This is a genomic window from Kocuria rosea subsp. polaris, assembly GCF_001483755.1.
In the GTDB taxonomy this organism is placed as follows: domain Bacteria; phylum Actinomycetota; class Actinomycetes; order Actinomycetales; family Micrococcaceae; genus Kocuria; species Kocuria cellulosilytica.
This window is the reverse complement of record NZ_LQBK01000022.1, coordinates 243395-256405: the sequence shown is the minus strand read 5'-3', so window position 1 is coordinate 256405 and position 13011 is coordinate 243395. Positions and strand designations below refer to the sequence as shown.

14 protein-coding genes are annotated in these 13011 nt (G+C 70.3%); 9 read left to right on the top strand and 5 right to left on the bottom strand.

The genetic code is table 11. From position 1 onward, the window contains the following. Positions 1 to 65: 65 nt before the first annotated feature. Both AVL61_RS11455 and AVL61_RS11450 read left to right on the top strand, forming a co-directional pair. Positions 66 to 1313: a cytochrome P450 family protein gene (locus AVL61_RS11455; protein WP_058874453.1), complete on the top strand. Its 1248-nt coding sequence runs from the start codon at positions 66 to 68 to the stop codon at positions 1311 to 1313. Positions 1314 to 1390: 77 nt separating this feature from the next. Further along, positions 1391 to 1585: a ferredoxin gene (locus AVL61_RS11450; RefSeq protein WP_058874452.1), complete on the top strand. Its 195-nt coding sequence runs from the start codon at positions 1391 to 1393 to the stop codon at positions 1583 to 1585. A gap of 32 nt (positions 1586 to 1617) precedes the next feature. Here the strand turns inward: AVL61_RS11450 and AVL61_RS11445 are convergent, their stop codons facing one another. The 3 genes from AVL61_RS11445 to AVL61_RS11435 all read right to left on the bottom strand — a co-directional run bounded on the left by AVL61_RS11445 (position 1618) and on the right by AVL61_RS11435 (position 2753). Further along, positions 1618 to 2025, bottom strand: coding sequence for a VOC family protein (locus tag AVL61_RS11445; protein ID WP_058874451.1), 408 nt, complete (start codon positions 2023 to 2025; stop codon positions 1618 to 1620). After that, positions 2022 to 2315: an ArsR/SmtB family transcription factor gene (locus AVL61_RS11440; protein WP_058874450.1), complete on the bottom strand. Its 294-nt coding sequence runs from the start codon at positions 2313 to 2315 to the stop codon at positions 2022 to 2024. The genes AVL61_RS11445 and AVL61_RS11440 overlap by 4 nt, the downstream gene beginning before the upstream one ends. A 75-nt stretch (positions 2316 to 2390) precedes the next feature. After that, on the bottom strand, positions 2391 to 2753 hold the full coding sequence (locus AVL61_RS11435) for a nuclear transport factor 2 family protein (RefSeq protein WP_058874449.1): 363 nt from the start codon (positions 2751 to 2753) through the stop codon (positions 2391 to 2393). Between the two features lie 176 nt (positions 2754 to 2929). Here AVL61_RS11435 and AVL61_RS11430 point away from each other — a divergent pair, with 176 nt between their 5' ends. The 5 genes from AVL61_RS11430 (at position 2930) to AVL61_RS11410 (ending at position 7854) form a co-directional block, all read left to right on the top strand. Beyond that, complete coding sequence (locus tag AVL61_RS11430) at positions 2930 to 5332, top strand: ATP-binding cassette domain-containing protein (protein ID WP_058874448.1); 2403 nt, start codon at positions 2930 to 2932, stop codon at positions 5330 to 5332. Between the two features lie 94 nt (positions 5333 to 5426). Beyond that, positions 5427 to 5822, top strand: coding sequence for a GntR family transcriptional regulator (locus AVL61_RS11425; protein ID WP_058874481.1), 396 nt, complete (start codon positions 5427 to 5429; stop codon positions 5820 to 5822). Beyond that, positions 5819 to 6739, top strand: coding sequence for an ABC transporter ATP-binding protein (locus AVL61_RS11420; protein WP_058874447.1), 921 nt, complete (start codon positions 5819 to 5821; stop codon positions 6737 to 6739). Before AVL61_RS11425 ends, AVL61_RS11420 begins: the two co-directional genes overlap by 4 nt. Continuing rightward, a complete protein-coding gene (locus tag AVL61_RS11415; protein ID WP_058874446.1) occupies positions 6736 to 7476 on the top strand; it encodes a hypothetical protein in 741 nt (246 codons plus the stop codon). The genes AVL61_RS11420 and AVL61_RS11415 overlap by 4 nt, the downstream gene beginning before the upstream one ends. Before the next feature lie 135 nt (positions 7477 to 7611). Continuing rightward, on the top strand, positions 7612 to 7854 hold the full coding sequence (locus AVL61_RS11410; protein ID WP_058874445.1) for a hypothetical protein: 243 nt from the start codon (positions 7612 to 7614) through the stop codon (positions 7852 to 7854). Between the two features lie 102 nt (positions 7855 to 7956). On the opposite strand, the gene AVL61_RS11405 is transcribed toward AVL61_RS11410, so the two are convergent. After that, the gene (locus AVL61_RS11405; protein ID WP_058874444.1) at positions 7957 to 8568 is read right to left on the bottom strand and encodes an arsenate reductase/protein-tyrosine-phosphatase family protein; all 612 of its coding nucleotides are present in this window, start codon (positions 8566 to 8568) and stop codon (positions 7957 to 7959) included. Between the two features lie 305 nt (positions 8569 to 8873). On the opposite strand from AVL61_RS11405, the gene AVL61_RS18460 reads away from it, so the two are divergent. Further along, positions 8874 to 10763 (top strand): GH25 family lysozyme, encoded by a 1890-nt coding sequence (locus AVL61_RS18460; protein ID WP_157571391.1) that lies wholly within the window; start codon positions 8874 to 8876, stop codon positions 10761 to 10763. Next, a complete protein-coding gene (locus AVL61_RS11395; RefSeq protein ID WP_058874442.1) occupies positions 10760 to 11953 on the top strand; it encodes a CAP domain-containing protein in 1194 nt (397 codons plus the stop codon). Before AVL61_RS18460 ends, AVL61_RS11395 begins: the two co-directional genes overlap by 4 nt. Before the next feature lie 77 nt (positions 11954 to 12030). Here AVL61_RS11395 and AVL61_RS11390 read toward each other — a convergent pair whose 3' ends face one another. Then, on the bottom strand, positions 12031 to 13011 hold the full coding sequence (locus tag AVL61_RS11390; RefSeq protein ID WP_058874441.1) for a ribose-phosphate diphosphokinase: 981 nt from the start codon (positions 13009 to 13011) through the stop codon (positions 12031 to 12033).

Sequence of the window (13011 nt, the reverse complement as noted above, 5' to 3'; positions counted from 1 at the left end):
CTGCACGGCGGGAGCAGCCACGACACGGTCAGGTTCCGTCGCACCACGAGTTGGGCAGGACCATCATGAACGTCCCTGAATACGCGATCGCCCATCCCATCACCATGGGAAGCCCGGAGTTCCTCGCCGACCCTTACCGCCACTATGCGTGGCTGCGGGACAACGCCCCGGTCTACCAGGGCCGGATGGCGTACGTGGGTGAACAGGACCTGTGGATGGTTTCGCGCTACGCCGACTGCCGGACGCTGCTGACCGACGCGCGGTTCCAGCGCTCGCCCGGCGGACGAGGACCCGCGCTGCTGGACCAGCTCCCCGAGGCCGTGCGGGAACCGATGCGGCTGCTGCTCACCAACAGCATGATCCTGATGGACGATCCCGCGCACCGGCGGCTGCGCGGACTGGTGACCAAACCCTTCACCCCGCGGGCGATCGCCCGGATCGGTGACCGGGTGCGGGAGCTGGCCCACGGTCTGCTCGACCGGTGGGGACCGGCCGACGAGATCGACCTGCGCACGCAGTTCGCCCTCCCGATCCCCGCCACCGTGATCAACGAGATGGTCGGCGTTCCGCCGGCCGACCGGGACCGGTTCCAGCAGGGCGTGCAGGCCCTCATCAACGGCATGGCCGCGGTCGGCCAGGACAGCTGGGCCCGGGACGTGAACGCGCTGACCGACCTCGTGCGTGCACTGATCGCGCACAAGCGCGCCGACCCCGGCGAGGACATCCTGACCGGGCTGATCCACGCGGAGGAAGCCGGCGACCGCCTCAGCGACGACGAACTGCTCGCCATGGTGTTCACTCTGGTCACCGGCGGCTACGAGACCACCTACAACCTCATCACCAACGCGGTCGTGACCCTGCTGGACCACCCGGAGCAGCTCGGCCGGCTGCGCGCAGCGCCCGACGACGACGGACTCTGGCGCACCGCCGTCGACGAGCTCCTGCGCTACAGCAGCCCCATCGGCAGCACCGAACCGATCACCGCCGTCACGGACGTCACCTGGCACGACACCACCATCCCGGCCGGAGCCTCCGTCGTCCCCCTGCTCCAGGCAGCCAATCGCGATCCCCGGGAGTTCACGGACCCCGACCGATTCGACATCGACCGGCACCCCAACAACCACCTCGCGTTCGGCCACGGCGTGCACTTCTGCCTCGGCTCGAACCTGGCCCGGCTGGAGACCCGGATCGCCCTGAGCGTCCTCCTCCAGCGCAGTCCCGGCCTGCGGCTGGCCGTGGACCGCTCCGCGCTCGAGTTCGAGCCTCTGCCCCTCTGGCTGCGCTACCGCAGCCTGCCCGTGCATCTGGGCTGAACCGCGCGGCCGTCCCGGCGGAGGAGAAATGAACGCTCCGGACGCCACCTCATCCGGCACCGACCTGAAAGGACGCCATGGGCATCCACGCCGACCGCAGCGTGTGCATCGGCTCGGGCAACTGCGTGCTCGCCGCCGCCGACATCTTCGACCAGGACGAGGACGCCCTGGTCGTCCTGCTCACCGACACCCCCTCCGCCGACCAGGAGGAAGCGGCTCGTGAAGCGGTCGCCCGGTGCCCGTCGGGTGCTCTGCGCCTGACCGAAGAGTAGATCCCGCGACCCGATCCCCCGCGGCGCGGCGCTCACTGCCCGGCGGCCTCCGGGTCGGTCATCTCCGCGATCATGATGAGGTTGCCGCACGTGTCGTCGAGGATCGCAGCGGTGACCGGGCCCATCGCCGTCGGCTCCTGCACGAAGCGCACGCCCAGGCCGACGAGCCGTTCGTACTCCGCCTGCACGTCCTCCACGCCGAAGCTGTTGAACGGAATGCCGTCGGCCACCAGCGCTTCCTTGAACGGCCGGACGGCCAGGTGCTCGGAGGGCTCCAGGAGCAGCTCCACCCCCTCCGGGGCCTGCGGCGAGACGACGGTCAGCCAGCGGTGGGCCCCGGCCGGCACGTAGGTCTTGAGCTGGAAGCCCAGCGTGGAGGTGTAGAAATCCAGGGCCTTCTGCTGGTCGTCCACGAAGATGCTGGCGGTGGTGATGATCATGGCGTGTCCTTCGGCGGGGGCGGCAGGGAGTCCATCCACTGCCGCGCGGCGGTGAGCGGTGAGGTGTCCAGGTGGTGCAGCGTGGTGCGTCCCTGGACGGTGGTGGTCACCAGGCCGGCCTGGCGCAGCACGGCCAGGTGCTTGGTCACGGCCTGCCGGGTCATGGCCAGGCCGTGGTCGTTGATGAGACGCACGGTGAGCTCGAAGAGGCTCTGGTCGTTACGCGCGGCGAGCTCCTCGAGCAGGATCCGCCGCGCGGGGTGGGCCAGGGCCTGGAACAGGATGTCCACACGTCCAGAATAGGCAACCTTATGGTTGCTGGTCAAGAGTCACCGGCCTGCTTCGGCGGGGCTCCGGCGGCGGCCTCAGCAGGGGGTCTGCTGGTGCACGACCAGCTTCCAGCCCCGGTCCCGGCGGGCGTAGGTGCTGCTGACGAGCGCGTCGTACGGGGCGGACTCTCCCCGGCGGGCCACCACGCGGTAGCAGACCACCGCAGTGTCGGGGGTCGGGTGCAGCGCCCGGAGCTCGGACAGCTCGTAGGAGGACCACGGGATCCCGGCCATGGACGCCACGATCGCCGCACGGTCGTCCAGGAGCAGGCCGCCGGGCAGCAGCATCACCACCTCCTGGGCGAGGACGTCGTCGTAGAAGGCCGCGGCCTGCTCGCCGGTCGAGGACAGGGCCTGCCAGCCCTGCTGCTCCAGAGTGATCGGATCGGTGCTCGCCATGGGCCCATGATGGCACCGGCCGGCCGCGCCCGGCACCGATGACGACGACGTACTGCACCGAGGGACGTCCGCCTGCCCACCACGACGGGCCGGACGTATGCTCGGAACCGGTCGGATCGAACCGGGCGACGCCGCCGGAGGCCGTCACGGCAGGGCGCCCCAGGGATGGAGACACGATGAGCACGCCCCCGAGCCAGGACCCGCACTCCCCCGCACCGTCCACTGCGCTGCACGTGGCCGACAGCCACGGCCTGATCCGGGTCCAGGGCGCCCGGGAGAACAACCTCCGGGACATCAGCGTGGAGCTGCCCAAGCGCCGGTTGACGGTGTTCACCGGTGTCTCCGGGTCCGGGAAGAGCTCGCTGGTGTTCGGCACGATCGCCGCGGAGTCCCAGCGGCTGATCAACGAGACCTACAGCTCCTTCGTGCAGGGCTTCATGCCCACGCAGGCCCGGCCCGACGTCGACGTCCTCGACGGCCTCACCACCGCGATCATCGTGGACCAGGAGCGGATGGGCGCCAACGCCCGCTCCACGGTCGGCACCGCCACCGACGCGGACGCGATGCTGCGGATCCTCTTCAGCCGGCTCGGTCAGCCGCACATCGGCACGGCCAAGGCGTTCTCCTTCAACGTCGCCTCGATCAGCGGCGCGGGCGCGGTGACCATGGAACGCGGCGGCAAGACCGTGAAGGAGCGGCGCAGCTTCTCCATCACCGGCGGCATGTGCCCTCGTTGCGAGGGCATGGGCCAGGTCAACGACTTCGACCTCACCCAGCTCTACGACTCCGCCAAGTCCCTCAACGAGGGCGCGCTCACCGTTCCCGGCTACAGCACGGAGGGCTGGTACGGCCGGATCTTCAGCGGCTGCGGCTTCTTCGACCCGGACAAGCCGATCCGCGACTTCACCGAGGACGAGTTGCACGACCTGCTGCACAAGGAGCCGACCAAGATCAAGGTCGACGGCATCAACCTCACCTACGAGGGGCTGATCCCGAAGATCCAGAAGTCCTTCCTGACCAAGGACGTGAGCGCCCTGCAGCCGCACATCCGCGCCTTCGTGGAGCGGGCGGTGACGTTCACCGCCTGCCCCGAGTGCGGCGGCACCCGGCTCAGCGCGGCCGCCCGGTCCTCCACGATCCGCGGGATCAACATCGCCGAGGCCTGCGCGATGCAGATCAGCGATCTCGCCGCCTGGGTGCGCGAGCTGGACGAGCCGTCCGTGGCACCGCTGCTCACGGCTCTGGGCGAGACCCTCGACTCCTTCGTGGAGATCGGGCTGGGATACCTCTCGCTCAGCCGCTCCTCGGGCACGCTCTCCGGCGGGGAGGCTCAGCGCACCAAGATGATCCGCCACCTCGGCTCCTCGCTCACCGACGTCACCTACGTCTTCGACGAACCGACCATCGGGCTGCACCCGCACGACATCGAGCGGATGAACAACCTCCTGCTGCTCCTGCGGGACAAGGGCAACACGGTGCTGGTCGTGGAGCACAAGCCGGAGACCATCGCGATCGCCGACCACGTGGTCGACCTCGGCCCCGGCGCCGGCACGGGCGGCGGCACGGTCTGCTACGAGGGCACCGTCGACGGTCTGCGCACCGCGGGCACCCTCACCGGGCGGCACCTGGACGACCGCGCTGCCCTGAAGCCGTCGGTCCGCGAACCCTCCGGGGTCCTGGAGGTGCGCGGCGCCGACACGAACAACCTGCGCTCCGTGGACGTCGACATCCCGCTCGGCGTGCTGACGGTGCTGACGGGCGTGGCCGGCTCGGGCAAGAGCTCGCTGATCGCCGGCTCGGTGCTCGGCCGGGAGGGCGTGGTGTCGATCGACCAGGCCGCCATCCGCGGCTCCCGGCGCAGCAACCCGGCGACGTACACGGGACTGCTGGACCCCATCCGCAAGGCCTTCGCCAAGGCCAACGGCGTGAAGCCCGCGCTGTTCAGCGCCAACTCCGAGGGCGCCTGTCCCGCCTGCAACGGCGCCGGCGTCATCTACACGGACCTGGCGATGATGGCCGGGGTGGCCACCACGTGCGAGGAGTGCGAGGGCCGGCGGTTCCAGGCCTCGGTGCTCGAGCACACGCTGGGCGGGCGCAACATCGCCGAGGTGCTCGCGATGCCGGTCGAGGAGGCCGAGAAGTTCTTCGGCGCCGGCGAGGCGCGCACCCCCGCCGCGCACGCGATCCTGGACCGGCTGGCCGACGTTGGACTGGGCTACCTCAGCCTAGGCCAACCGCTGACCACGCTCTCCGGCGGCGAGCGGCAGCGGCTCAAGCTGGCCACGCATCTCGGCAAGAAGGGCGGCGTCTACGTCCTCGACGAGCCGACCACCGGCCTGCACCTCGCCGACGTCCAGCAACTGCTGGGCCTGCTCGACCGGCTGGTGGACTCCGGCAAGTCGGTGATCGTCATCGAGCACCACCAGGCGGTCATGGCCCACGCGGACCGGATCATCGACCTCGGCCCCGGCGCCGGCCACGACGGCGGCCGGGTCGTGTTCGAGGGCACCCCTGCCGAGCTCGTCGCCGCCCGCTCGACCCTCACCGGTGAGCACCTCGCCGCCTACGTGGGCGCCTGAGCGCAACATGTCCGCGTCTTCGGAATACCCTTGCCCCTTCTCTGCTCCTGCGGTGTACTAGTGGAGTAACTAACCGAGAAACTCGGAGGTCGTGGTGGTCGACGAAGGCAGGCCCCTGTTCGTGCAGATCGCCGAACAGGTCGAGGACTCGATCGTGGACGGCAGCCTCGCCGAGGAGGCGCAGGCCCCGTCCACCACCGAGCTCGCCGCCTTCTACCGCATCAACCCGGCCACCGCCGCGAAGGGCATCAACATGCTCGTCGGCAAGGGAGTGCTCCACAAGCGCCGGGGCATCGGGATGTTCGTGGCATCCGGCGCCCGCGAACTCCTGCTCGAGGAGCGCCGCAACGCCTTCGCCCACCGCTACGTGCACCCGCTGCTCGCCGAGGCGCGCAAGATCGGGCTCGGACCCGACGACGTCGCCGATCTCGTCCGAGCCGGTGCCGCCGGCACCGCACCACAGGCCACGCCAGATCGAAGGACACCATGAACCCCGTGATCCAGGTCCGGAACCTCACGAAGCGCTACAAGGACAAGGTCGCCCTCGACGACGTGAGCTTCGACGTCGAGCAGGACACGATCTACGGCCTGCTAGGGCGCAACGGCGCCGGCAAGACGACCGCGATGTCGATCCTCACGGCCCAGAACCTCCCCACCAGCGGTGACGTGCGGGTGTTCGGGGAGAACCCCTACGAGAACGCCCGGGTGCTCAGCCGGATGTGCTTCGTGCGCGAGAGCCAGAAGTATCCCGACGACGCCACCCCGCGGCACGCCTTCACCTCGGCGCGGCTGTTCTTCCCGCGGTGGGACCAGCACCTCGCCGACGAGCTCGTCGAGGAGTTCCAGCTGCCCGTGAAGCGCACCATCAAGAAGCTCTCGCGCGGGCAGCTCTCCGCCGTCGGCGTCATCATCGGTCTCGCCTCCCGCGCGGAGATCACCTTCTTCGACGAGCCGTACCTCGGCCTCGACGCCGTCGCGCGGCAGATCTTCTACGACCGGCTCCTGGCGGACTACGCGGAGCACCCCCGGACGGTGCTGCTCTCGAGCCACCTCATCGACGAGGTCGCGAACCTCCTCGAGCGGGTGCTCGTGATCGACGAGGGCCGGATCATCATGGACGAGTCCACCGACGACGCCCGCGCCCAGGCCACGAACGTCGTCGGCGAGGCGTCCGCGGTCGAGGACGCCGTGCGCGGCCGCGAGGTCATCCACCGGGAGATCCTCGGCCGCGTCGCCTCCGTCACGTTCCTCGGCCGCCTCGACGAGACCGAGCGCGCCGCGCTCACCGCGGCAGGACTCGAGCTCGCGCCCGTCTCGCTGCAGCAGCTCATCGTGCGCCGCACGCAACGGCGCTCCCCCGGCCACGACGCCTCCGCCGCGGCCACCCAGGAAGGAGCACTCCGATGACCGCCCTCGATGCCGGCAGCGTCACCCGCCCCGCCGCGGTGCGCCACCGCACCCTCAACGTGGTGCGTCTGCAGTTCGTGAACACGCAGACGTTCGTCTGGGTGCCGGCCCTCGTGCTCGGCGGCGCGTGGGTGATCACGCTGCTCATCTACTGGATCATCCAGAGCGCGGGCGGCGTGGACGTCAAGATCGGTGGAGGCTCGCAGGCTCCGCTGTGGTACTTCCTCGTGGTCGGCGTCCAGGCCATGACGCTGACCTTCCCGTTCTCCCAGGCGATGAGCCTGACGCGGCGGGAGTTCTACGTCGGCTCCCTGGCGGCCGCCGCGGTGAGCGGCCTCGGGATGTCGCTGATCTTCGTGCTGCTCGGACTGGTCGAGCAGGCCACCGACGGGTACGGCCTGAACGGGTACTTCGCCTACCTCGAGTGGGTGTGGGAGGCGGGACCGCTCGCGGCCGGCCTGACGTACTTCGTCTCGACGATGCTGTTCTTCATCATCGGCTTCTGGTTCGCGACGATCTTCAAGCGCTTCGGCACGGCCAAGCTCGTGATCGTCATGCTCGCGATCGGCCTGGCCCTCGTGGGGCTCATCGCCCTGGTGAGCCTGCGGCAGGCCTGGCCGGAGGTGGGGACGTGGATCCTCGACACCGGGTCCCTGGGCCTGACGATGTGGGCCGTGCTGGTGAGCGCCCTGCTCGCGGTCGGCTCCTACCTCACGCTGCGCAGGATGCCCGCCTGACGGGCGTGCGACCATCGAGGTCGCGACCAGTGATGTCAAGCTTACCTTGACACCCCGAGGGGATCGGGCATCCTGAGGACCTGGACATCTGCTCCGGCCGAAGTTCTACGACTACTTGAGATGAGGTGGAATTCCATGGACATCACCACCGCGCACGACCGCACCGGACTTGATGAACTCGAGGTGTCGTCACACCCAGCGCGCGACGCTGTGCATTTCCGGCGCATTCTGGCCGCTCGGCAGCACATCGCCGAGGCGGAACAGGAGTTGCGCGAGGCGGTGAAGGCGGCCCGCGAGGCCGGTGACTCCTGGGCCGTGATCGGCGCTGCTCTCGACACCACTCGCCAGGCTGCCCAGCAGAGGTTCGGCCAGGGCTGACCGCTCGCGCGACGCACTCCGCCGTCGCACAGCTCAGCGATCCGTCAGGCACACCACCTCGGCGGGACAACTCCCTCAGGGTAAAACCGACCTGAGGGAGGACTACCCTGCCGTCGGCGCCCGCTCCGCGTAGCGCCGCTCGAAGGCGAGGATGGCGTCCGTGGCCTCGAACAGCTCGTCCGCCATCTGCTGGAGCACCGCGTCCTCCTGGCGGTAGGGGTCGATCACGTCGTTGCGCTCGGGGTGGCGCACCGGCACCCGCTGCCGCAGCCGCGGCGCCTGCTGGACCAGCCACGCCCAGCGCTCGGCGCGGTCCGCCGGCACAGCGCGGTCCAGCTCCGGGTCGGTGGAGAGGTACTGCAGGATCCGGGCGAACTCCCGCAGGGTGAAGACCTTCTTCAGCAGCCGCGGGGACTGCTGGAGCACCAGCTGGGTGTGCTCGCGGGCCATCACGAGCACCAGGTCCACGTCCCGGAGCACGTCCGGGGTGACCTGCCGGGCCTTGTGCGCGGCGGCGGCCTCCAGGCCGCGGTCCCGGGCCAGCTGGCCGACCCGCTCCTCGAAGCCCTCGTCCACCAGCGCGTGCATCCCGGCGCTCGTCACCTCGAAGCCGCCGGGCGAGATCTCGTTGAGGCCGTGGTCGAGCTCGACCGCCGCCATGGGCGAGCGGCACACGTTGCCCGTGCAGACCGTCAGGATGCGCGTGGGGGCCATGGTTCTCCTCTGGGGGGTCGAGTCCGGTTCATCGTATCCGGGGGACCGCCCTGAGCAGGGCGTTTCCCCGCTCATCGGCACCGCGCCGCGGGACCGAGCTGGAAGGCGGCGAGCCCGCCGTCGTCGTTCCCGGGTCCGAATGACTACGCGCAGAGGTGTACGGGTGCGTAACACGGCCCATCGTTATTGATTATTTATGCAAACGCACCTTTATACTCGACCTGGCTCCAGAGGATCTTCCCCCCATCCCCATGGCCTTGCACGAGTCGTTCCCCCAACGATCCATGCGAGATAGGCGTTCCAGCGTGAAAGCACCCCCCCGACTGACGCTGCCCGCTGCCCTCACGGCGGCGGTGCTGGCCATCACCACACTCACCCCGGTCGCGGCCCTGGACGGGGCCGCCACCACCTCTTCGACCACCCTCTCCGAGGAGCGGCAGGGCAACCTGGTCTCCAAGGTCGTGGAGTCCGACGGCGAGGTCGTCTCCACCCTCGTGGACGGGACCACCGGCGAGGCCGTCCTCCCCGACCCGGAGCGCGCCGGCACGCAGCCGACCCCCGGCGACCCCCACGGCGGTGCCGTGATGGGGCAGTGGGCCAAGTCCGACCAGCACTTCGAGCAGCTCGCCGCGAGCTCCGCCCGCACCGCGGAGGAGCTCTCCGGGACCGCCGACGACGACGGCACGGATGCCGCTGCCGGCTCCGATGCCGGTGACGCCGCGGAGGAGGCGGGCGCGGGGGTCGCGTCCGCGTCCTCCCTCGGCGCCGCCGCCTCCTGGGCCCCCAGCGGCATCAAGGGCACGGACGTCTCCAACTGGCAGCCGTCCCTGAACTGGACGAGCCTGTGGAACCAGGGCTCGCGCTTCGCCTACGTGAAGTCCTCCGAGGGCGACAGCATCCGCAACAGCCTGTTCACTCAGCAGTACGCCGGTGCGGGGGCCGTGGGCATGTACCGCGGCGGCTACCACTTCGCGATCCCCACCCGGGACTCCTCCGGCGCCAAGCAGGCGGACTACTTCCTGGCCAACGGCGGCGGCTGGTCCGCGGACGGCCGGACCCTGCCCGGCCTGCTGGACATCGAGAACAACCCGTACCCCTCCCTCTACGGCAACGCCTGCTACGGCTTCTCCCCGTCCGAGATGGTCCGCTGGATCCGGGACTTCTCCGACCGGTACAAGTCCCGCACCGGGCGGCTGCCGGCCATCTACACGAACTATTACTGGTGGCGGGACTGCACGGGCAACTCCAGCGCGTTCAACGACCACCCCATGCACATCGCCGCCTACGAGACCGCGGCCCCCATCGTCCCCAGCGCGTGGTCCACCTACGACTTCTGGCAGTACACCGACGCCGGGTTCACCGAGCAGATCGACGCCAACGTCTACCGCGGCAGCTCCACGCAGCTGCGGGACCTGGCGCGCAACGCCTACTACAAGCCGCTCGGCGGACGGACCCCGTCCGGCGCCCCGGCCGCCCCCACCGAGGTGGCCCCCGCCGGCTACGTGGTCAAGGGCGCCATCGGCAACCAGTACCGGGCCCTCGGCGGCTCCTCCGTGTTCGGCACCCCCACCGGCAACGAGCGCGGCGGACTCCTCCACGGCGGCGTCCTGCAGGGCTTCTCCAAGAAGCACACCTTCTACTGGACGCCCTCCACCGGGGCGTGGCCCGTGAACTTCAACGGGGCCATCGGCCGCAAGTTCGCCGCGACCCGCTGGGAGAACGGCTACGGCTACCCCACCACCCGTGAGGTCCGCGGGCTCGTCGACGGCGGCGCCTATCAGGTGTTCCGCAAGGGCAGCGCCGTGACCAAGGTGCTGTGGAGCCCGGCCACCGGCGCCGTGCCGGTCCGGGAGACCAGCGGGATCGGCGGGCTGTGGAAGCGCGCCGGTCACGAGCGCGGCTACGGCTATCCGGTCACCTCCGAGCGCGGCGGGCTGCTCAACGGCGGCGCCTACCAGGTGTTCCGCAACGGCAGCAAGGTCTACCGGATCGTCTGGAGCTCCGCCTCCGGCGCCCACGCGGTGCAGGAGAACGGCGCGATCGGCCGCGAGTGGATCGCCGCGGGCTCCGAGCGCGGCTACGGCTACCCCACGACCAACGAGTACCGGTACGGCTCCGAGATCCGCCAGCGGTTCTCCAAGAACTTCACCGTGCACTACTCGACCACCACGAAGAGGACCTGGGTGACCCGATGAGCCCCGCCAAGCACCGCGCCCCGGCGCGCACCCGCACCCCCGGTCCGCTGACGCTGACCGCCGCCGCCCTCGCCCTGGCGGTCCCCGCCACCGGGATGCTCACCGCGGCCCCCGCGGCCGCGGCGAGCTCGGACATCGTCACGGTCCCCTCGAGCACCCGCTCGGCCGACGCCCAGCAGCTGCTCGAGCTGATCAACGCCCACCGCAAGGCCAAGGGCCTCGCCCCGGTGAAGTACTCCGCGACCGTCTCGGGCATCGCCCAGGGCGAGTCCGACCGCCTGGTCCGCCAGGAGGTCATCAACCACACGAACACCTTCATGACGGATCCCCGGGCCGCCGGCTGGAACCACGTCGGCGAGATCCACGCGATCTCCTACCAGGGCCGGGTGGCGGACCTGATGACCTGGTGGAAGAACTCGAAAGCGCACAACAAGGTGCTCACCGACCCGGACATGACCGTCATCGGGATCGGCCTGACCTACGCGGACGGCTCGCTGGCCGGGACCAAGCAGGGCTGGCGGCTGGTCGGCACGGTCACGTCCTACGGCTACCCGGACGGCAAGGGGCCCACGGACGTCCGCACCACGGTGGGCACGGCCCCGGCACCGGCCCCCGCGCCGGCGCCGAAGCCCACTCCCCCGCCGACCACCGCGCCGATCACCTCGGCCGGCTACGAGGTGCGCGGCGGGATCGGCCGCCAGTACCACGCCCTGGGCGGGGCGCCCGTGTTCGGCGCCCCCACGGGCCACGAGCGCGGCGGGCTCCTCTACGGCGGTGTCCTGCAGGGCTTCGCCAACAAGCACACCTTCTACTGGAGCTCCGGCACCGGGGCGTGGCCCGTGAACTTCAACGGCGCCATCGGCCGCAAGTTCGCCGCCCACCGCTGGGAGAACGGCTTCGGCTACCCCACCACCCGCGAGATCACCGGGCTCACCGGCGGCGGCGCCTACCAGGTCTTCCGCAAGGGCAGCGCCGTGCACAAGGTGCTGTGGAGCCCCCGCACCGGGGCGAAGGTCGTGAAGGAGTCCGGCGCGATCGGCCAGCGCTGGAAGGCCGCCGGCGCCGAGCGCGGCTACGGCTACCCGGTCACCGACGAGTACCGGTACGGCTCGGAGGTCCGCCAGCGGTTCTCCAACGGCTACACCGTGCACTGGTCCTCGATCACCAAGCGCAACTGGGTCACCCGCTGACCCGTTCCGCCACCCGGACAGCGACGCAGCCCCTCACCGCAAGGCGAGGGGCTGCGTCGTCGTCGGCCGTAGCCGGGTCAGGACCTGCCGTTGAAGAGGCTGGTCACGGAGCCGTCCTCGAAGACCTCCTGGATGGCCCGGGCGATGAGCGGGGCGATCGAGAGGACCGTGAGGTTCTCGAACTGGTGCTCCGGCGGCACGGGCAGGGTGTCCGTGACGACCACCTCGAGGGCGCCGCACGTGGACAGCCGCTCCACGGCCGGATCCGAGAACACCGCGTGGGTCGCGGCGATGATGACGTCCTTGGCGCCCTTCTCGCGCAGCACCTGCACGGCGCCGGAGATGGTCCCGCCCGTGTCGATCATGTCGTCGATCAGCACGCAGGTGCGGCCCTCGATCTGGCCCACGACCTCCTTCGAGGTGGCCTGGTTGGGCCGGGTGATGTCCCGGGTCTTGTGCACGAACGCGAGCGGGCACCCGCCCAGCAGCTCGGTCCACTGCTCCGCCACGCGCACGCGCCCGGTGTCCGGGGAGACCACGGTGACGTTGTCGACGTCGACGACGGAGCGCACGTGGGCCGCCAGCAGCGGAATGGCCATGAGGTGGTCGACGGGACCGTCGAAGAAGCCCTGGATCTGCGCGGTGTGCAGGTCCACGGACATCAGCCGGTCCGCGCCGGCCGTCTTGTAGAGGTCCGAGATGAGGCGGGCCGAGATCGGCTCGCGGCCGCGGTGCTTCTTGTCCTGCCGGGCGTAGGGGTAGAACGGGGACACCACGGTGATCGACTTCGCGGAGGCCCGCTTGAGGGAGTCGATCATGAGCAGCTGCTCCATGATCCACTGGTTGATCGGCGCCGGGTGGGACTGGATGAGGAAGGCGTCCGTGCCGCGCACCGACTCCCCGAACCGCACGTAGGTCTCGCCGTTGGCGAAGTCGTAGGCGTCCGTGGGGATCAGCTCCGTGCCCAGCTCCGAGGCGATGCGCTCGGCGAGCTCCGGGTGGGCCCGCCCCGAGACCAGGACCAGCTGCTTGGCACCTGCGTTGGTGATTGCGGTCAT

What these genes read in the sequence shown, in the direction of transcription:
- AVL61_RS11395 (WP_058874442.1), top strand. Translation starts at nt 10,760, where the DNA reads ATGAGCCCCGCCAAGCACCGCGCCCCGGCGCGCACCCGCACCCCCGGT.
- AVL61_RS11455 (WP_058874453.1), top strand. Translation starts at nt 66, where the DNA reads ATGAACGTCCCTGAATACGCGATCGCCCATCCCATCACCATGGGAAGC.
- AVL61_RS11420 (WP_058874447.1), top strand. Translation starts at nt 5,819, where the DNA reads ATGAACCCCGTGATCCAGGTCCGGAACCTCACGAAGCGCTACAAGGAC.
- AVL61_RS11390 (WP_058874441.1), bottom strand. Translation starts at nt 13,011, where the DNA reads ATGACCGCAATCACCAACGCAGGTGCCAAGCAGCTGGTCCTGGTCTCG.
- AVL61_RS11405 (WP_058874444.1), bottom strand. Translation starts at nt 8,568, where the DNA reads ATGGCCCCCACGCGCATCCTGACGGTCTGCACGGGCAACGTGTGCCGC.
- AVL61_RS11445 (WP_058874451.1), bottom strand. Translation starts at nt 2,025, where the DNA reads ATGATCATCACCACCGCCAGCATCTTCGTGGACGACCAGCAGAAGGCC.
- AVL61_RS11435 (WP_058874449.1), bottom strand. Translation starts at nt 2,753, where the DNA reads ATGGCGAGCACCGATCCGATCACTCTGGAGCAGCAGGGCTGGCAGGCC.
- AVL61_RS11415 (WP_058874446.1), top strand. Translation starts at nt 6,736, where the DNA reads ATGACCGCCCTCGATGCCGGCAGCGTCACCCGCCCCGCCGCGGTGCGC.
- AVL61_RS11450 (WP_058874452.1), top strand. Translation starts at nt 1,391, where the DNA reads ATGGGCATCCACGCCGACCGCAGCGTGTGCATCGGCTCGGGCAACTGC.
- AVL61_RS11410 (WP_058874445.1), top strand. Translation starts at nt 7,612, where the DNA reads ATGGACATCACCACCGCGCACGACCGCACCGGACTTGATGAACTCGAG.
- AVL61_RS11430 (WP_058874448.1), top strand. Translation starts at nt 2,930, where the DNA reads ATGAGCACGCCCCCGAGCCAGGACCCGCACTCCCCCGCACCGTCCACT.